At 69.3% G+C, this 17,827-nt stretch carries 14 protein-coding genes and 1 tRNA gene; 5 read left to right on the forward strand and 10 right to left on the reverse strand.

Going from position 1 to position 17,827, the window contains the following annotated elements:
* Positions 1-4: 4 nt before the first annotated feature.
* Positions 5-688, reverse strand: coding sequence for a DUF6901 family protein (locus PM1_RS20950; protein WP_009621347.1), 684 nt, complete (start codon positions 686-688; stop codon positions 5-7).
* A 66-nt stretch (positions 689-754) separates the two neighbouring features.
* Positions 755-2,656 (reverse strand): ATP-binding cassette domain-containing protein, encoded by a 1,902-nt coding sequence (locus tag PM1_RS20955; protein ID WP_009621346.1) that lies wholly within the window; start codon positions 2,654-2,656, stop codon positions 755-757.
* A gap of 195 nt (positions 2,657-2,851) precedes the next feature.
* Between PM1_RS20955 and PM1_RS20960 the strand changes: the two genes are divergently transcribed.
* On the forward strand, positions 2,852-4,780 hold the full coding sequence (locus PM1_RS20960) for a transglycosylase SLT domain-containing protein (RefSeq protein WP_009621344.1): 1,929 nt from the start codon (positions 2,852-2,854) through the stop codon (positions 4,778-4,780).
* Between the two features lie 448 nt (positions 4,781-5,228).
* Here PM1_RS20960 and PM1_RS20965 read toward each other — a convergent pair whose 3' ends face one another.
* The 6 genes from PM1_RS20965 to PM1_RS20990 all read right to left on the reverse strand — a co-directional run bounded on the left by PM1_RS20965 (position 5,229) and on the right by PM1_RS20990 (position 13,309).
* The gene (locus tag PM1_RS20965; protein ID WP_009621342.1) at positions 5,229-6,038 is read right to left on the reverse strand and encodes an MOSC domain-containing protein; all 810 of its coding nucleotides are present in this window, start codon (positions 6,036-6,038) and stop codon (positions 5,229-5,231) included.
* Positions 6,039-6,474: 436 nt separating this feature from the next.
* Entirely contained in the window at positions 6,475-7,404 is a 930-nt protein-coding gene (locus tag PM1_RS20970; RefSeq protein WP_009621340.1) for a chemotaxis protein CheV, read from the reverse strand.
* 117 nt (positions 7,405-7,521) lie between these two features.
* Positions 7,522-8,415, reverse strand: a complete 894-nt coding sequence (gene yegS, locus PM1_RS20975) for a lipid kinase YegS (protein WP_009621339.1) — start codon at positions 8,413-8,415, stop codon at positions 7,522-7,524.
* Between the two features lie 59 nt (positions 8,416-8,474).
* A complete protein-coding gene (locus PM1_RS20980) occupies positions 8,475-10,034 on the reverse strand; it encodes an FGGY-family carbohydrate kinase (protein ID WP_009621337.1) in 1,560 nt (519 codons plus the stop codon).
* Positions 10,035-10,131: 97 nt separating this feature from the next.
* Positions 10,132-11,709 (reverse strand): glycerol-3-phosphate dehydrogenase/oxidase, encoded by a 1,578-nt coding sequence (locus PM1_RS20985; RefSeq protein WP_009621335.1) that lies wholly within the window; start codon positions 11,707-11,709, stop codon positions 10,132-10,134.
* A gap of 4 nt (positions 11,710-11,713) precedes the next feature.
* Complete coding sequence (locus PM1_RS20990; protein ID WP_009621333.1) at positions 11,714-13,309, reverse strand: FAD-binding oxidoreductase; 1,596 nt, start codon at positions 13,307-13,309, stop codon at positions 11,714-11,716.
* Positions 13,310-13,433: 124 nt separating this feature from the next.
* Between PM1_RS20990 and gliR the strand changes: the two genes are divergently transcribed.
* Complete coding sequence (gliR, locus tag PM1_RS20995; protein WP_009621332.1) at positions 13,434-14,462, forward strand: AraC family transcriptional regulator GliR; 1,029 nt, start codon at positions 13,434-13,436, stop codon at positions 14,460-14,462.
* Between the two features lie 356 nt (positions 14,463-14,818).
* On the opposite strand, the gene PM1_RS21000 is transcribed toward gliR, so the two are convergent.
* Positions 14,819-16,033 carry a molybdopterin molybdotransferase MoeA gene (locus PM1_RS21000; protein ID WP_009621331.1) on the reverse strand — a complete coding sequence of 405 codons (1,215 nt, stop codon included), beginning with the start codon at positions 16,031-16,033 and terminating at the stop codon, positions 14,819-14,821.
* Entirely contained in the window at positions 16,030-16,569 is a 540-nt protein-coding gene (moaB, locus tag PM1_RS21005) for a molybdenum cofactor biosynthesis protein B (RefSeq protein WP_009621330.1), read from the reverse strand. The genes PM1_RS21000 and moaB overlap by 4 nt, the downstream gene beginning before the upstream one ends.
* Before the next feature lie 69 nt (positions 16,570-16,638).
* Between moaB and mobA the strand changes: the two genes are divergently transcribed.
* The 3 genes from mobA (at position 16,639) to PM1_RS21020 (ending at position 17,772) form a co-directional block, all read left to right on the forward strand.
* Entirely contained in the window at positions 16,639-17,226 is a 588-nt protein-coding gene (gene mobA / locus PM1_RS21010; protein WP_009621328.1) for a molybdenum cofactor guanylyltransferase MobA, read from the forward strand.
* A 101-nt stretch (positions 17,227-17,327) separates the two neighbouring features.
* Positions 17,328-17,549, forward strand: coding sequence for a YgdI/YgdR family lipoprotein (locus PM1_RS21015; RefSeq protein WP_009621327.1), 222 nt, complete (start codon positions 17,328-17,330; stop codon positions 17,547-17,549).
* A gap of 146 nt (positions 17,550-17,695) precedes the next feature.
* Positions 17,696-17,772, forward strand: a tRNA-Pro gene (locus PM1_RS21020).
* Positions 17,773-17,827: the final 55 nt, after the last annotated feature.

Genomic DNA, 17,827 nt, shown 5'->3' on the forward strand with positions numbered 1-17,827 from the left:
GGTTTCAGAACACCTCTCCCCCGCTCATCAGGACCGGGCGAACCTTCTGCAACTGCGCCTCCAGCGAATAGCTCACGCTCGAGGACATGGAGAAGAAGCTGAGGAAGGCCTTGAGGTTGGAGTCGCCCACGCAACTGTCGTGGATGCGCTGCCAGAACGCCTGATTGACCAGCTGCAACTGCTGGTACAGGCGCACCAGCCCCTTCAGCTCCCAGTCGGCGTGGCGCCCCTCGCGGTAGTTGAAGTACTGGCGCATCAGGTATAGCGACACCGCGCGGGTGATGAACTCCTGGTTGCTGGCGAACGGCAGGTGCTGCTGGGCCATGGGCTTGAGCCGCCCCAGCAGCGGGCAGGCGCTGGTGGCCATGATCACCCCCAGCAGCGCCCGCAGGCCCTCCTCCAGGCCGACCTGCTTGCGGTACTCGCGTTCGGGAGTGCGCACCAGCACGTCCACCTTCTTCAGCGCCGGCAGGCCGCGGAAATCCTCGATCACCCGGTGCAGGTCCACCGCCGCCGGGCAATGCCTGTGCTGCTCGCGGGACAGCGGGCAGTTGCTGCACTGGTTGTGCTCCAGGCGCGTCCACGCCGGCGCCCCGACGGCCTGTTCGCCATCGAAGCGGCGCTCCAGCTCGATGCGGTAGCTGAAGCCCTGTTCGTCATCCAGATTGATGCGGTACTCGATCGCCATGCCCTTCCCCAACTCGCCGATCGCCGCCGCAGCGGCAGCCCCCGGGCACCTTCCCGACGGGGCGGGTCATTCTTCCAGTTCGGCCCAGCGCTCGATCAGCCGGTCCAGCTCGGCCTGCAGGCTGTCCAGGCGCTCCAGCACCACGCGGGTTTCCTCCGCCGGGCGCTGGTAGAAGCTGGGCGCCGAGATTTCTTCCTGCACGCCGGCCAGTTCGGCCTCCAGGGCGTCGATCTGCCCGGGAATGGCCTCCAGTTCGCGCTGCAGCTTGTAGCTGAGCTTCTTCTTCGCCGCCTCCGGCGCCGCGGCCGGTGCCGCAGCTGCCTGCGGGGCCGGCTCGGGTTTCGCCGCCTTCTCCTCGCCCACGCCCAGCAGGCGCGGCGAACCGCCCTGGCGCAGCCAGTCCTGGTAGCCACCGACGAACTCGCGCACGCGGCCCTCGCCTTCGAACACCAGGGTGCTGGTCACCACGTTGTCGAGGAAGGCGCGGTCGTGGCTGACCATCAGCACGGTGCCGTCGAAGCCCAGCAGCACCTCTTCCAGCAGCTCCAGGGTTTCCACGTCCAGGTCGTTGGTCGGTTCGTCCAGCACCAGCAGGTTGGCCGGCTTGCTGAACAGCTTGGCCAGCAACAGCCGTGCCCGTTCGCCGCCGGACAGCGCCTTGACCGGCGTGCGGGCGCGCTGCGGGGAGAACAGGAAGTCGCCCAGGTAGCTCAGCACGTGGCGGTTCTGGCCGTTGATGGTGATGAATTCGCGGCCTTCGGCGATGTTGTCGATGACGGTCTTTTCCGGCTCCAGCTGGTGACGCAACTGGTCGAAATAGGCCACTTCCAGGCGCGTGCCTTCCTTGATGCTGCCGGAAGTCGGCTGCAGGTCGCCCAGCAGCAGCTTGAGCAGGGTGGTCTTGCCGGTGCCGTTGGCGCCCAGCAGGCCGATGCGGTCGCCGCGCTGCAGCACCAGGGAGAAATCGCGGATCAGCGGCTCGCCGCCGGGATGGGCGAAACCGACCCTCTCGGCGACTATCACCTGCTTGCCGGACTTCTCCGCCGTCTCCATCTGGAAGCAGGCCTTGCCGGTGCGCTCGCGGCGCTCGGCGCGCTCGTTGCGCATGGCCTTGAGCGCGCGCACGCGGCCCTCGTTGCGGGTGCGCCGGGCCTTGATGCCCTGGCGAATCCACACTTCCTCCTGGGCCAGGCGCTTGTCGAACAGCGCGTTGGCCGCCTCTTCCGCCGCCAGTTGCTGCTCCTTGTGCACCAGGAAGCTGGCGTAGTCGCCCTTCCAGTCGATCAGGTGGCCGCGGTCCAGTTCGAGGATGCGGTTGGCCACGGCCTGCAGGAAGGCGCGGTCGTGGGTGATGAACAGCACCGCGCCAGGGAAGCCGGCCAGCGCCTCTTCCAGCCAGGCGATGGCGCCGATGTCCAGGTGGTTGGTCGGTTCGTCCAGCAGCAGCAGGTCCGGCTCGGCGACCAGCGCCTGGGCCAGCAGCACGCGGCGGCGCCAGCCACCGGAAAGCTCGGCGAGGGTCTTGTCGGCCGGCAGTTGCAGGCGCGTCAGGGTGGTTTCCACCAGTTGCTGCAGGCGCCAGCCGTCGCGGGCCTCCAGGGCCTGCTGGACGCGCGCCAGCTGGGTCAGGTCGTCGTCGCCCTGGATGTGCTGGCTCAGGTGGTGGTAGCGGCTGAGCAGCTCGCCGACCTCGGCCAAACCCTCGGCGACCACATCGTAGACCGTGCGCTCGTCGGCCACCGGCAGCTCCTGCGGCAGCTCGCCGATCTTCAGCGCCGGGGCGCGCCAGATGTCGCCGTCGTCGGGCATCTGCTCGCCCTTGACCAGCTTGAGCATGCTCGACTTGCCGGTGCCGTTGCGACCGATGATGCAGACCCGCTCGCCCTTCTCGATCTGCCAGGACACCTTGTCCAGGAGCGGCGTGGTGCCAAAGGCGAGGGATACATCGGTGAACTTCAGCAGGGTCATGGGGCATCTCCGGAAACTGGGGCCGCAGTGTAAGGGAAACTCGAAAAAAGTCAGAGCCTTGCAGGAGCGCCGCGGCTGTCATCTTTTGTGCCCGACGGTACCGCCGCAACGCTTCCGCCATCGCGTCGCAACAGGCTAAGCTTGTGCCTATCGGCGCCGGCCAGACCGCGCCACGAATCACTTTGCGGAAGAGTCATGCGCGGTCGCCTTTCACTATTGTTCTCCTGCCTGATCCTCACCCTGACCAGCGCCGCGCCGGCGCACGCTGCCCCGCTGCAGCAACAGCGGCAGATGTACGACGAGGCCAAGGCCGCCCTGGCGCGCAACGACAACGGCCCCTACCTGCGCTACCGCCAGGCCCTGGCGGATTATCCGCTGGAACCCTACCTGGGCTACGACGACCTGACCAACCGTCTGAAAAGCGCCAGCGACGCCGAGATCGAAGGCTTCCTCACCGAACACGGCGACCTGCCGCAGATCAACTGGCTGAAGCTGCGCTGGCTGCGCCAACTGGCCGACCGCCAGGACTGGAAGACCTTCCTCAACTACTACGACCCGAAGATGAACTTCACCGAGCTGGACTGCCTGTACGGCCAGTACCAGCTCACCCACGGGCAGAAAGCCGCCGGCTACGAGACCGCGCAGAAGCTGTGGCTGGTGGGCAAGTCGCAACCCGACGCCTGCGACACCCTGTTCGACCTCTGGCAGGCCGACGGCCAGCTCACCGAGGACATGGTCTGGAGGCGCCTGAAGCTGGCGGCCGAGAAAGGCAACTACGGCCTGGCCACCACCCTCGCCAAGCGCCTGCCGACCCTCGGCAGCCTCGGCGAGCTGATGGTCAAGGTGGCGCAGAACCCCGCCCAACTGAGCCAGACCGAACGCTTCAGCCTGCGCACCCACGCCATGGCCGACGTCGTCGGCCTGGGCCTGCGGCGCCTGGCCAAGCAGGACCCGGAACGCGCCCTGGGCCTGCTCGACGGCTACGAGAGCAGCCTGCCGTTCACCGGCGAGGAAAAGGTCAACATCGCCCGGCAGATCGGCCTGGGCCTGGCGCGCCGCTACGACCCGCGCGCCCTGCCGCTGATGACCCGCTACGATCCCGAGCTGCGCGACAACACCGTCAGCGAATGGCGCCTGCGCCTGCTGATGCGCCTGGGCCGCTGGGAAGACGCCTACCAGTTGACGCGCCAGCTGCCCAAGGACCTCGCCGAGACCAACCGCTGGCGCTACTGGCAGGCGCGCACCCTGCAACTGGCCCAGCCGCAGAACCCGCAGGCCATGGCGCTGTACCAGCCGCTGGCGCGCGAGCGCGACTTCTACGGCTTCCTCGCCGCCGACCGGATCAACGCGCCCTACCAGTTGAACAACCGCCCGGTGAGCATCAGCCCGCAGGTGATGCAGCGCGTGCGCAACGCCGCCAGCACCCGCCGCGCCCTGGAGTTCTACGCCCGCGGCGACGTGATCAGCGCCCGCCGCGAGTGGTACTACGCCGCGCGGGTGTTCAACCGCGACGAACTGCTGGCCCAGGCCCGCATGGCCTACGACATGCAGTGGTACTTCCCGGCCATCCGCGCCATCAGCCAGGCGCAGTACTGGGACGACCTCGACATCCGCTTCCCGGTGGCGCACCGCGACAGCCTGCTGCGCGAAGCGCGCAACCGCGACCTGCACCCCAGCTGGGTGTTCGCCATCACCCGCCAGGAAAGCGCCTTCATGTCCGATGCGCGCTCCGGCGTCGGCGCCACCGGCCTGATGCAACTGATGCCGGCCACCGCCAAGGAAACCTCGAAGAAGTTCGGCATTCCCCTGGCCGGGCCGCAGCAGCTGATAGTGCCGGACCTCAACATCCGCCTCGGCGCCGCCTACCTCAGCCAGGTGCAGGGCCAGTTCAACGGCAACCGCGTGCTCGCCACCGCCGCCTACAACGCCGGCCCCGGCCGCGTACGCCAGTGGCTAAAGGACGCCCGCCACCTGTCCTTCGACGTCTGGGTGGAGAGCATCCCCTTCGACGAAACCCGCCAATACGTGCAGAACGTGCTGTCCTACGCGGTCATCTACGGCCAGAAGATCGGCGTGCCGCAGCCGCTGGTGGACTGGCACGAACGCTTCTTCGACGAGCTTTGATCGCCCCTTGGCGTAGGGCGGATAACCGTTCGCGGTTATCCGCCGCCTGACCTTCGCATCTGCGCACTTCGAGCGCGGGCCGGAGCGCCTTCCAGAATCGTGGCGATGGGTATCGCTTCGCTCCACCCATCCTAGGGTTGTGTCTACCGAAGAATGTAGGAGCAACTGTCTTGCCGGCCGCGCCGAGATGCTCTTCGTAGGATGGGTTGAGCTTGCGAAACCCATGCGGTTGCGCTGATGGGTATCGCTTCGCTCAACACCATCCTACGGGGTGGTTTGCCGGCGTGGGTAGGAGCGGACCTGGTCCGCGATAGCTGGACATTCCGGCGCAATTCGCGGATGAGATCCGCTCCTCGCCGCTCTTCTGTAGGAGCGCGCCCTGCGCGCGAAATCGCGGGCAGAGCCCGCTCCTACAGGTGCGGGCGAAAGCCCATCCGCGGGAGCTGGATCACTCCAGGACTTCCACCGGCATGCCCACGCGCAGCTCGCCGCGGCCGAGGGGGAGCAGGTTCTGCCCGAGCAGCGCCTCGCCGTCCACCTGGCGGTACTTGAGCAGCGTCGCCAGGGGTTCGCGGTTGGGGTCGCGCTCGCCGGTGTGCGGGTCGATGGTGGTGAGGATGCAGCGGCCGCAGGGCTTGGCCACGCGGAATTCGACGTCGCCGATGCGGATGCGCTTCCAGCCGTCCTCGGCATAGGGCGCGCTGCCCTCCAGCACCAGGTTGGGGCGGAAGCGCAGCATCTCCAGGGGATGGCCGACGCGCACGGCCAGGTCGTCCACCGAAGCCTGGCTCATCAGCAGCAGCGGGAAGCCATCGGCGAAATGCACCTTCTCGCCCGGCTCGGCATAGGCGGTGTCCACCTGCCGCGCGCGCTGCTCGGGAATCTCCACCAGCCGGCACGGGCGGCCGAGGAAGCGGCTCAGCCAGTCCGCCGCGGCCTCGCCGGCATCCGGCACCTGCAGGCTGTCGCGCCAGATGGTCACGCCGCGCAACGCATCGTCCACGCCGGGCACCGCCACCAGCAGGTCCTCCATCCCCGGCGCGCGCAGGCGCAGGGCCTTGCCGCCGTCCTGCCAGCGCGCCTCGATGCGGCCCAACTGCGGCAGCAGGCGCTGGGTGAGGAAGCGCCCGTTGGAAGCCTCCACCGCCATCCAGCGACGGTCGCCCTGCAGGCCGAGGGCGTCCAGCCCGATGCGCTCCAGGGGCTCGAACTGCCCGGACTTGAGCGGGTAACGGTAGAGGGCGCTGAGGGTGATCATGCTGGCGGCTTCCTTGATGCGGCAAAGAAGCCGTTATACGGGGCAGACCGGCGCCTCGCAATCGGGCATCGCGGACCTGTCGGCGCGATTCGCGGATAGGATCCAACACAATCAGCCGTGAGGCATGGCGCCTCCCCGTAGGACCTTGTCCGCGACGGCCGGCGGTTCCGGCGCGATTCGCGGATGAGATCCGCTCCTACGCCGCCCCACCCACGCCATTCCAATGTAGGAGCGCGCCCTGCGCGCGAAATCGCGGGCAGGGCCCGCTCTACACGGGAGGCATGGTATTTCACCGTAGGATGGGTTGAGCGAAGCGATACCCATCACCGTGGCAGCATGGGTTTCGCAGGCTCAACCCATCCTACGAAGAGCACCTCGGCGCGACCCGCAAGACAGGTTGACGCCGAACCACCCAGCCGTGCCGGGCGGTCACGGCTCAGGCCGGCAGCCTCTCCAGGCGCCGGCGGATCACGTCCACCAGCAGGTCCGGCTGGAACTTGGAGAGGAAGTCGTCGCAGCCCACCTTGCGCACCATGGCTTCGTTGAAGCTGCCCGACAGCGAGGTGTGCAGCACCACGTAGAGCCCGGCCAGGCGCGGGTCGTTGCGGATCTCGGTGGTCAGGCGGTAGCCGTCCATCTCCGGCATCTCGGCGTCGGTGAAGACCATCAGCAGCTTCTCGTCCATGTCCTCGCCGGCGTTGGCCCAGGCCTGCAGCTGGCGCAGCGCGCGCAGGCCGTCGGTGGCCACGTGCAGCTTCAGGCCGAGCTGGCCGAGGGTGTCGCGCAGTTGGTTGACGGCGACGCTGGAGTCGTCCACCACCAGCACCTCGCGGCCGCTGGTCTGCGCCAGCAGGTCGTCGTCCAGGCGCTCGGCGGAGACGCGGGTGTTCATCGGCACGATCTCGGCCAGCACCTTCTCCACGTCGATGATTTCCACCAGGCGCTCGTCGATGCGGGTGATGGCGGTCAGGTAGTGCTGGCGCCCGGCCCCGCCGGGCGGCGGCTGCACCGCCTCCCAGTTGAGGTTGAGGATGCGCTCCACGCCGCCGACCAGGAAGGCCTGCACCGAGCGGTTGTACTCGGTGACGATGATGGTGCTGCGCTCCTCGGGGCGCAGCGGGCGCATGCCGATGGCGTGGGACAGGTCGATCACCGGCAGCGTCTGGCCGCGCAGGTTGATCACCCCGCAGATCATCGGGTGGCGCTGCGGGATCAGCGTCAGGCGCGGCAGTTGCAGCACCTCCTGGACCTTGAACACGTTGATCGCGAACTGCTGCCGGCCGGCCAGGCGGAACACCAGGATCTCCAGGCGGTTCTGCCCCACCAGTCGGGTGCGTTGATCGACGCTGTCGAGAATGCCGGCCATGGGGGCTCCTGAAATCGGGATGAATAGCGTGTCGCTGTATCGGCCAGAATTCCGGCGACGAAATACTGGCGCAACGCCATCATGCCTCAGAAGCCCGTTCCGGGCCAGCCCCGGCGATCAGCCGCCGAGCAGCGGCGAACCTGGCGGCAGGTGCAGGCGCAGCGCCGCCGGGCGCACCTCGAAGCGCGCCCGGCTGGCCTGAAGGGGCTCGCCGTCGAGGTTGATCGCCAGGCCCTCGCCGGCCTCCAGTTCGAGCCACGGCAGGCGCGCGCGGACGAACAGCTCCTGCAGCCCACCGCCGCTGCCGAGCAGGCTGCCCAGGGCGGACAGCATGTCGCCCGGCGCCGGCAGGATGCTGACGTCGAGCAGGCCGTCGTCGGCCAGCGCCTGGGCGCATAGCGGGTGCCCACCGCCGGCCTGGCGGCCATTGCCGATGCCCAGGGCGAGGAATTCGCCCTGCCAGTCGAAGCCCGGGCCGCGGAAGTGGCCTTCGGCCGAGTGCACCTCGGAGAAGCGGCTGATCCCGGTCAACAGGTAGGCCGCGCCGCCCAGGGCCTTCTTCAGGTCTTCGGAGGTGTTGGCCGTGACCGTGGAACCGAAGCCGCCTGTGGCCATGTTGAGGAAGATGCGCCCCTCCACCTCGCCCAGGTCGATGGGCCGCGCCGCCTCCTCCAGCAGGCCCAGCGCCGCGGCCGGCTCCAGCGGGATGCCGGCGGCGCGGGCGAAGTCGTTGGCCGTGCCCAGCGGCAGCAGCGCCAGGCTGGCCTCGGCATCGGTGCGGTACAGCGCCTCGGCCACGGCCCGCGCGGTGCCGTCGCCGCCGCTGGCGACCAGCGTCGGGTAGCCGGCCGCCAGGGCCTCGCCGACCAGGCGCTCGGCATCGCCCTCCTCCCAGGTGACGCGCACGTCCAGCCGCCAGCCGGCCTCGCGGCGCGCCAGCACCGCCGCGCGCACCTCATCGTTGGCCGCCTGCTTGCCGTGCAGGATGAGCATCGCTTCGGGTTTCGCCATGGTCCCCCTCCCCTCCTTGAAGTCCATTCACTATGGACCATCGAACCGGGGCGCGAAGTTCAGGCCGGGTAGCCGGTGATTTCGCGGATGCTCCGGTACAGCGGCTTCAGTTGCCGGTACATGCGCTGGTAGACCTCGCGGTACAGCCGCTCGTAGGTGCGCTGCGCCTGCGGGCGCGGCTGGAACACCTGGCCGACGCGGGTCATGGCGGCGATGGCGGCGGCGAAGTCAGGGAACAGCCCCAGCCCCACCGCGCAGTCGATGGCCGCGCCCAGGCCGGAGGCCTCGTAGACGTGCGGGCGCTCCGCCGGCAGGCCGAAGATGTCGGCGGTCAGTTGCATGGCCGCGTCGCTCTGGGAGCCGCCGCCGGCCACGCGCAGGCGCTCGATGCGGGTGCCGGAGCGCTTCTCGATGCGCTCCTTGCCCTGGCGCAGCGCATAGGCCAGGCCTTCAAGAATGGCGCGGTAGATGTGCGCGCGGGTATGCACATCACCGAAACCGATGATCGCGCCCTTGGCTTCCAGGCCGGGTTCGCGGATGCCCGGCGTCCAGTAGGGCTGCAGCATCAGGCCCATGGAGCCGGGCGGCACCTGCTCGACCAGTTCGTCGAACAGCTTCTCCGGCTCCACGCCCAGTTCGGCGGCGCGCTGCATCTCGCGCAGGCCGAACTCGCGCTTGAACCAGCTGACCATCCAGAAGCCGCGGTAGATCATGACTTCGGTGTTGAAGTGATCGGGAATCGCCGCCGGGTACGGCGGGATCAGCGGGATGGTCTCCAGGTAGCGCGCACGGGTGGTGTTGATGGTCGCGGTGGTGCCGTAGGACAGGCAGGCCACGCTGGGTTCGATGGCCCCGGCGCCAAGCACCTCGCAGGCCTTGTCGGCGCCGGCGGCGATCAGCGGCAGGCCTTCGGGGATGCCGGTGTGGCGGCTGGCCTCGGCGCTGATCGTGCCGAGCCTGGCGCCGGGCTTGAACAGCTCCGGCAGTTGTTCCTGGCGCACCTTCACCGCCTGCCATTTCCAGTCCCGCGGGGCGGCCCACTTCAGGCGTTTGTAGTCGAACGGCAGGTAGGCCACGCTGCACGCCAGGGAATCGACGAAGCGCCCGCACAGGCGATGGGTGAGGAAGCCGGACAACAGCAGCACCTTGTGCGTGGCCGCGTGCAGTTCCGGCTGCCGCTGAGCGACCCAGTTGACCTCGGCCTGGCTGCGGAAGTAATCCACCGCGCCTTCGGCGCCGGCCAGCTTGAACAGCCAGCCCCAGGGCCCCTTGATGCGGCCCTCGACCTCGGCGCGGCGCTGGTCCAGCCAGAGGATCGCCGGACGCAGCGGCTTGCCCTGCCCATCGACGTGGATCACGGTGCCGCGCTGGGTAGTCAGCGACACGCCGCGGATCAGCCTGCGGTCGATGCCGCTCTGCGCCCAGAGCAACTGGCAGGCTTCGCCGAGCTTGGCCCAGTAGTACTCCGGGTCCTGCTCGGCCCAGCCGGGCTGGCTGGAGTAGTAGGCCTCCAGCTCGACCTTGCCCTTGCCCACCAGGTTGCCGGCGAGGTCGAAGAGCAGCGCGCGCACGCTCTGGGTGCCGTTGTCGATGGCCAGCAGGTAGCTCTGTTCGCTCAAGGTGCGATCCTTCTCGTCAGGGGGCCTTGCCGGTGATGGGTCTCGTCGCGCCGATGGCACGGGCTCCACGTAGGATGGGTTGAGCTTGCGATACCCATCACTCTCCCCCCGGCAAGCTATAGCAGCGCCGCCAGAGCTCCAGATAGGCGCGCTCTTCTTCGTGCCAGCGCGGGTCGTCCCAGCCCAGGCGCGCCTGGCACAGCGCGCGGATGGCCGGCAGTTCGCCGGCGCCGCCGTTCGCCAGCAGCAAACCCAGGCGCGTGCGGCGCAGCAGCAGGTCGTCCAGATGCAGCACCAGCTCGCCTTCGGCGGCCCAGGCCAGTTCGGCCCACAGGCAGTCGCTGTCGCCCACTCGCCCGTTGCCGATTTCCGCCAGCAACCTCGCCAGTTGCGGCAGGTTGCGGCCGTGGCGGCCGGCCAGGCGCCGCCGCTGCTGCGGGCCCAGGCCGGGCAGGTCGACCTCGGGCACTGCGGCAAAAATTGCTGAGCCGCTGTCCTCCAGCGTCTTGCCGAGCATGGGCGCGCAGGCCTGCAGCACCTCCAGGGCCAGGAGACGGAAGGTGGTCAGCTTGCCGCCGGCCAGGGTCACGCAGCCGGGCTCCTGCCACAGGGCGTGCTCGCGCTTTTCGTCCGAGGGTTTCTTCCGCACGGCGCCGCTGCTGACCACCGGGCGCACGCCGGCCCAGGTCGAACGGATGTCGGCCCGGCCGATGCGCGCGGCGGGGAACTGCTGCGCGCAGGCGGCCAGCAGGTAGTCGACTTCCTCCTCGCTGATGCGGGCATCGCTGTCCAGGCCGTCGCCATGGTCCAGGTCGGTGGTGCCGACCACGCTGGCGCCCTCCCAGGGGAAGACGAACACCGGGCGCCGGTCCGCCGCGTGCATGAAGCTGAAGGCGTGGGCCACCGGCAGGCGCCAGGCCGGCAGCAGCAGGTGGCTGCCGCGCAGGGGACGGATGTGCTCGTCGCCTTCCCTGCGGCGCAAGCCATCGGCCCAGGCGCCGGTGGCCAGGGCCACCGCGCCGGCGCGCAAGGCGAAGCGCTCGCCGCTCTCCCGGTCCTCGGCCAGCAGGCCGCTCACCCGGCCGCCTTCCCGGCTCAGCTCCAGCACGCGCAGGCCATTGAGCGCCTCGCCGCCGTCGGCGCGGGCCTCGTCCAGCACGCGCATGACCAGGCGGGCGTCGTCCACCACCGCATCGGCGAAGCGCGTGCCGCCCAGCAGGCCATCCTCCTTCAGCCCCGGCGCCAGGTAGCGCAGTTGCTGCAGCGGGTAATAGAGGTGGTTGCGCTTGCCGGCCAGGGCGTCGTACACGGCCAGCAGGCCGCCGAACACCTTCGACCCGGGGAAGCCGCCGCGGTAGTGCGGCATGATGAAGCTCAGCGGCTCCACCAGCCCCGCCGCCTCGCCGAGCAGGCGCTGGCGTTCGCGCACCGAGTCGCGGGTCAGGCCGAACTGGCCCTTGGCGATGTAGCGCAGGCCGCCGTGGACCATCTTCGAGGAACGGCTGGAGGTGCCCCAGGCGAAGTCGCGCTGCTCCAGCAGCAGGCAGCGCCAGCCTCGCCGCGCGGCCTCGCGGAGGATGCCGGCGCCGGTGATGCCGCCGCCGACCACGATCAGGTCCCAGTCGCGCCCGGCCAGTTCGGCCAGCGCCTGCCGACGCCAGGCGGCGTTCCACATGGCGTCAGTCCTGCAGCAGGGTGCCGGGGTTGAGCCGGCCCGCGGGGTCGAAATGGCCGGCCAGGGCGCGCAGGGTGGCCATGCCCAGTTCGCCCTTCTCCAGCGCCAGGTAGGGTGCGTGGTCGCGGCCCACGCCGTGCTGGTGGCTGATGGTGCCGCGGTTCTCGACGATCGTCCGGCTGGCGGCCTGCTTGAGCCGGCGCCAGCGCTCATGGGTGGCGGCATAGCTGGACGCCGGACGGAACACGTAGGTGGTGTAGATGCTGGAGCCTTCGCCATAGACGTGGGACAGGTGGCTGAACACGTGCACCCGCTCGCCTTCCGCCGCCAGGCCGTCGCGCAGGCTGGCCTCGATGCGCTGCATCAGGTTGTCGACGTTGCTCCAGTCGGTGGCGGTCTCCAGGGTGTCCACCACGTAGCCGGCCTGCCAGAGCGTCTCGCGCAGGTAGGGCGAGCGGAAGCGGCTGGCTTCCCACTTGCGCCCCAGCAGGGTGCCGGTGAACACCCCGCCGAAGCCCTTCAGCTGGCGCCGCGCGAGCTTCAGCGAAGCGGCGTTCTGCGCGCGGCTGCCGGTGACGCCGAAGGTCAGCATGCACTTGCCCTCGCCCGCCCCGCGCCACTTCAGGTAGCGCTCCAGCCAGGCGATCTGCCCGGGATGGCCGGCCAGGGTCAGCTGGGTGCGGGTTTCCACCGCGTTGGACAGGCGCAGCATGGACAGCTGCACCCGCGCCTGGGCCAGGCTGCGGATGGCCGCCAGGCCCTGTTCCCAGGACGGCAGGAAGACCACGTAGAAGCGCTCCTGCTCGGCCAGCCGCGAGACGCGCACCTTGACCGAGGAGATGACGCCGAAGCGGCCCTCCGAGCCCAGCACCAGCTCGCGCAGGTCGGGGCCGGCGGAGGATGCCGGGAAGGTGGGGATTTCCAGCGGCCCGGCGAAGGTCTCCAGGGTGCCGCCGGCGAACAGCTGCTCTATGCGCCCGTAGCGCAGCGACTGCTGGCCGCTGGAGCGGCTGGCCACCCAGCCGCCGAGGGTCGACAGCTCCCAGGACTGCGGGAAGTGGCCGAGGGTGTAGCCGCGGGCGCGCAATTGGCTTTCCACCTGCGGGCCGTTGGCGCCGGGGCCGAAGGTGGCCACCAGGCTTTCCTCGTCCAGCTCCAGCAGGCGGTTCATGTGCGCCAGGGAAACGGTCAGCACCGGCTTGTCGGAGGCCGGCGGGTTGATGTGCCCGGCCACCGAGGTGCCGCCGCCGTAGGGGATCAGCAGGCAATCGGTGCGTTCGGCATAGCGCAGCAGTTCGCGGATCTGCTCGGCGCTCTGCGGGTAGGCCACGCCGTCGGGGAAGCGGCCGAACTCGCCCTCGCGCATGGCCAGCCAGTCCGGCAGGCTCTGGCCGCGGGCGTGCAGCAGACGGTCCATGGGTTCGCGCAGCAGCAGTGGGTGCTCGGCCAGGCGCGAGGCCGGCACCTTGGCCAGCACGTCGTCGAGGCTGGCGTCGGGCAGCGCGAGGCCGGGGCCTATCTGCTCGGCGAGAAAGGTCCGGCCCGAGCCGGGCAGTTCCATCGAAGTGCTTTCCTCACCCCAGCCATTCCAGCGTCGCATGCCTGCCGTGCTCCTGTTCCGGTCGCTCGCAATGGCTGCCTATACTAGTCGGCCGCCCGGGCCTGTCACTGTCGGATCGGGCCAGCGCCAGTCGCCAATAGAGCCACCAGAACAAGAGCGCACCATGCACGCCCTCGGCTATACCTCCGTACCCGCCCTGCTCAAGTACCTGCGCCAGGCCGAGCACCTCGGCCTGGATGTCGACGCCGCCCTGCGGGCCGCCGACCTCACCCGCGCGCAGCTGGCCGACAACAGCCAGCGCCTGCCCAGCGAAGCCCACGAACGCCTGCTCGGCTATTTCTGCGAACACGCCAATGATCCGCTGTTCGGCCTGCATGCCGCGCGTTTCGTGCAGCCGGGCTCCTGGAGCGTGCTCGGCTACATCACCATGAACTGCGCCACCCTGGGCGAGGCGATGAACCGCATCATTCCCTACGAGAAGCTGGTGGGGGACATGGGCGTGAGCCGCGTCGAACCGGGCGACGGCCACGTGCGCCTGGTCTGGAACTGCCGCCACCAGGCCGCCGACATCCGCCGCCACATGGTGGAGAACGTGCTGGCCTCGTGGCTGCTCTATGCGCGCTGGATCGCCGATTTCGAGGGCTCGCCCGAGGAAGTCTGGTTCGAGCACGCGCAGCCGGCCGGCACCGAGCTGGCCGAGTACGAGCGGCTGTTCGGCTGCCCGGTGCGCTTCGAGAAACCCTGCAGCGCCCTGCTGGTGCCGCTGCCCCTGCTGGCCTTCCCGCTGCGCCAGGCCGACGCCAACCTCCTGCGCACCCTGGAAGAACACGCCCTGGCCATGATGGCCGAACTGGACGACGACGAACCGCTGCCGCTACGGGTGAAGAACGCCCTGCGCCTGCTGATGAAGGACGGCCTGCCGCGCAAGGAGCGCGTCGCCGAGCGCTTCGACATGACCGTGCGCACCCTGCAGCGCCACCTGCAGCAGGCCGGCGCCAGCTACCAGCAGATCCTCGACACACTGCGCCAGGAACTGGCCGAGCACTACCTGCTGCACAGCGACCTGCAGATCCAGGACATCGCCCAGTACCTGGGCTTCACCGAATCGCGCTCCTTCCACCGCAGCTTCAAGGGCTGGACCGGGGAGACGCCGGGGGAATACCGCCAGCGCCATCGGCCGGCGGCGGGGTGAGTAGATTCGCGGGCAAATGCCGGGAGGCACGGCATGTCCCCTGTAGGAGCAACTGTCTTGCCGGCCGCGCCGGGGTGCTCTTCGTAGGATGGGTCGAGCTTGCGAAACCCGTGCGGTGGCGGTGATGGGTATCGCTTCGCTCAACCCATCCTACGGGGCCTTGTGTTTACCGGAGGTGTAGGAGCGGGCCCTGCCCGCGATTCGCGCGCAGGGCGCGCTCCTACATGGAATGGTGCGGGTGGGGCGGCGTAGGAGCGGATCTTATCCGCGAATCGCGCCGGGGGTTCCGGCTATCGCGGACAAGGTCCGCTCCTACATTACCGGCGAGCACGGCGCAGCCGGCAAGACAGTTGCACCTACAACAGCACTTCGCTCAGGGGAATGAAGGGCACCGCCTCGCCCTCTTCCAGCGTCCGCCCTTCGCGCACTTCCACCAGGCCGTCGGCCCAGGCGGCGCTGCGCAGTACGCCGGAGCTCTGGTTCGGGTAGATCAGGGCGCGGCCGTTCTCCAGGCGCGCGCGCAGGTATTCGCGGCGGTTGCCGGCGTGCTTCCAGGCGAAGCCGGCGGGCACCTCGAAACGCAGCGGCATCACCGCCTCGACGCCCAGGCGGCGCAGCAGGTAGGGGCGCGCCAGCAGGGCGAAGGTGACCAGGGTGGAGGCCGGGTTGCCCGGCAGGCCGATCACCGGCGTCCCCTGGTAGTGGCCCACGGTCAGCGGCTTGCCCGGCTTGATCGCCAGTTTCCACAGCGCCAGTTCGCCGGCCTCGCGCAGGGCCGCGCCGAGGAAATCGGCCTCGCCCACGGAGACGCCGCCGGTGGTCAGGATCAGGTCGGCGCCGCCCAGCGAGCCAAGCACTTCGCGGGTCTTCGCCAGGTCGTCGGGGAGGATGCCGGCGTCCCGAACCTCGCAGCCGGAACGCAGCAGCCAGGCCTTCAGCACGGCGCGGTTGCTGTTGTAGATCTGCCCGGTGCGCAGCGGCTGGCCCGGCTCCACCAGCTCGTCGCCGGTGGACAGCAGCGCCACCCGCGGCTTGCGCCGCACGTTCAGCACGGCCTGGCCAAGCGAGGCGGCCAGGCCCAGTTCGATGGCGCCCAGGCGCGTGCCGGCCGGCAGCACCTGGTCGCCCTGGCGGGTCTCCTGGCCCTGCGGGCGGATGTGCTGGCCGAAGCGCAGCGCTTCGCGGAAGCGCACGCGGCCGTCCTCCAGCACCTCGACGTTTTCCTGCATCTCCACGCAATCCGCGCCAGGGGGCACCGGCGCGCCGGTGAAGATGCGCGCGCAGGTGCCGGGTTGCAGCGGCTCGGGGGCGATGCCGGCGAAAATCTTCTGGCTCACCACCAGCGGCTCGCCCTGCCAGTCGGCCAGGCGCAGCGCGTAGCCGTCCATGGCGCTGTTGTCCCAGGGCGGCAGGTCCAGGCCGGCCAGCAACGGCTCGGCCAGCACGCGGCCCTCGGCCTCGCCCAGGGAGACCTGTTCGACTTCCGAAATCGGCGCCTGGGCCGCCAGCGCCATCAGCCGCGCCAGGGCTTCCTCGACCGGCAGCAGGCCGGGCTTGTCGCAGCCGCTCATCCGCGGCTCTCGCAGGGCGCGGCCTGCTTCAGGTGCGGCACGAAGTTGCACGGGCGGTGACGGGCGTCCAGTTGCTCGGCGAGGATGCCGTCCCAGGCGGTGCGGCAGGCATTGGTGGAGCCCGGCAGGCAGCACACCAGGGTGCCGTTGGCCAGCCCGGCCAGGGCGCGGGACTGCACGGTGGAGGTGCCGATATCGGCCACCGAGATCTGCCGGAACAGCTCGCCGAAGCCGTCCACCAGCTTGTCCAGCAGGCAGGTGACCGCCTCCGGGGTGCTGTCGCGGCCGGTGAAGCCGGTGCCGCCGGTGACCAGCACCACCTGCACCTGCTCCTCGGCGATCCAGGCGGCGACCTGGGCGCGGATGCGATAGAGGTCGTCCTTCAGCAGCACCCGCGCGGCCAGGTTGTGCCCGGCGGCGGTGAGGCGGTCGACGAACAGTTGGCCGGAGGTGTCGGTCTCCAGCGTGCGGGTGTCGCTGACGGTGAGCACGGCGATGTTCAGCGGCACGAATTCGGGCGTGGCCAAATGGCTCATGGACGGTGTCCTTGCTTGAGAGACGGGGATGCCGGTGTTATATCACAGGCCCGTTCCGGAGACCTCGCCATGCCTGACGCCACCCTGCCGCCCTGTTCCGTCCTGCTGCTCGCCGGGGGGCGCGGCCAACGCATGGGGGGACGCGACAAGGGCCTGCTGGAATGGCGCGGGCGGCCCTTGATCAGCTACCTGCACGAACGCGTGCGCCCGCTGAGCGACGACCTGATCATCTCCTGCAACCGCAACGCCGACATCTACCGGGCCTACGCCGACCAACTGGTGCACGACGACACCCCGGACTACCCCGGCCCGCTCGCCGGCATCCGCGCCGGCCTGCAGGCCGCCCGCCACCCCTGGCTGCTGGTGCTGCCCTGCGACGCCCCGCTGTTCGACGAAGAGCTCATCGAACGCCTGCGCCAGGCCGCCGCGGCGCAACCACAGGCGCCGCACATGCTGCACGACGGCGACCATTGGGAACCGCTGTTCTGCATCCTGCCCAAGGCCCTGGCGCCACAGCTGGAAGCCGCCTGGCAACGCGGCGAGCGCAGCCCGCGCCAGGTCCTGCTGCCCCTGGGCGCGCGTCCCGTGGCCTGCGCCAAGGGGGACCCCCGCCTGGCCAACCTGAACTCCCCCGAACTGCTGAACGGCCCGGGCTAGACAGCCGATACACTGTCTTTCGAGAATTTACTGGGAACTTTGCCACTACTCTCCCAGTCGGAAACTCCGAACAAACTTCGATTCGTACAGGAGATATACGAATGATCAATCGCGCGCTCCCAGCTTTCCTGCTCGTCCTGGGCCTTGGCGCACTCGCTGGCTGCTCCAGCCCCAGCGTCATCACCCTGAACGACGGCCGCGAGATCCAGTCCGTCGACACGCCCAAGTACGACGACGACACCGGTTTCTATGAATTCGAACAACTGGACGGCAAACGCGTACGCGTGAACAAGGACCAGGTGCGTACCGTCAAGGATCTCTGATCCCCGACCGCCAGCACCCGGGCGCCCCGCCGGACTCAGAGTCCCGCGGGGCGTCGGCTTTTTCGGGGGGCGGGAAATATTTCTGAAAAAATTTTCGCTAACCCCTTGTGCATCAAAAGTTTTTCGGTAGAATGCGCGCCATCAAACGGAGCGTAGCGCAGCTTGGTAGCGCGTCTCGTTCGGGACGAGAAGGTCGCTGGTTCGAATCCAGTCGCTCCGACCAAATCCCGAAAAACCCGCCTTAACCGGCGGGTTTTTTATTGCCTGCGATTTTTCCC

Source organism: Pseudomonas sp. M1 (assembly GCF_022760135.1).
GTDB classification, from domain to species: Bacteria; Pseudomonadota; Gammaproteobacteria; order Pseudomonadales; family Pseudomonadaceae; genus Pseudomonas; species Pseudomonas citronellolis.

Bases quoted from the DNA above. Each gene is read 5' to 3' on its own strand.
- PM1_RS20950 (WP_009621347.1), bottom strand. From the start codon at position 688: ATGGCGATCGAGTACCGCATCAATCTGGATGACGAACAGGGCTTCAGC.
- PM1_RS20970 (WP_009621340.1), bottom strand. From the start codon at position 7,404: ATGGCCGGCATTCTCGACAGCGTCGATCAACGCACCCGACTGGTGGGG.
- moaB (WP_009621330.1), bottom strand. From the start codon at position 16,569: ATGAGCCATTTGGCCACGCCCGAATTCGTGCCGCTGAACATCGCCGTG.
- PM1_RS20955 (WP_009621346.1), bottom strand. From the start codon at position 2,656: ATGACCCTGCTGAAGTTCACCGATGTATCCCTCGCCTTTGGCACCACG.
- PM1_RS21015 (WP_009621327.1), top strand. From the start codon at position 17,328: ATGATCAATCGCGCGCTCCCAGCTTTCCTGCTCGTCCTGGGCCTTGGC.
- PM1_RS20985 (WP_009621335.1), bottom strand. From the start codon at position 11,709: ATGTGGAACGCCGCCTGGCGTCGGCAGGCGCTGGCCGAACTGGCCGGG.
- gliR (WP_009621332.1), top strand. From the start codon at position 13,434: ATGCACGCCCTCGGCTATACCTCCGTACCCGCCCTGCTCAAGTACCTG.
- PM1_RS20990 (WP_009621333.1), bottom strand. From the start codon at position 13,309: ATGCGACGCTGGAATGGCTGGGGTGAGGAAAGCACTTCGATGGAACTG.
- mobA (WP_009621328.1), top strand. From the start codon at position 16,639: ATGCCTGACGCCACCCTGCCGCCCTGTTCCGTCCTGCTGCTCGCCGGG.
- PM1_RS20960 (WP_009621344.1), top strand. From the start codon at position 2,852: ATGCGCGGTCGCCTTTCACTATTGTTCTCCTGCCTGATCCTCACCCTG.
- yegS (WP_009621339.1), bottom strand. From the start codon at position 8,415: ATGGCGAAACCCGAAGCGATGCTCATCCTGCACGGCAAGCAGGCGGCC.
- PM1_RS20965 (WP_009621342.1), bottom strand. From the start codon at position 6,038: ATGATCACCCTCAGCGCCCTCTACCGTTACCCGCTCAAGTCCGGGCAG.
- PM1_RS21000 (WP_009621331.1), bottom strand. From the start codon at position 16,033: ATGAGCGGCTGCGACAAGCCCGGCCTGCTGCCGGTCGAGGAAGCCCTG.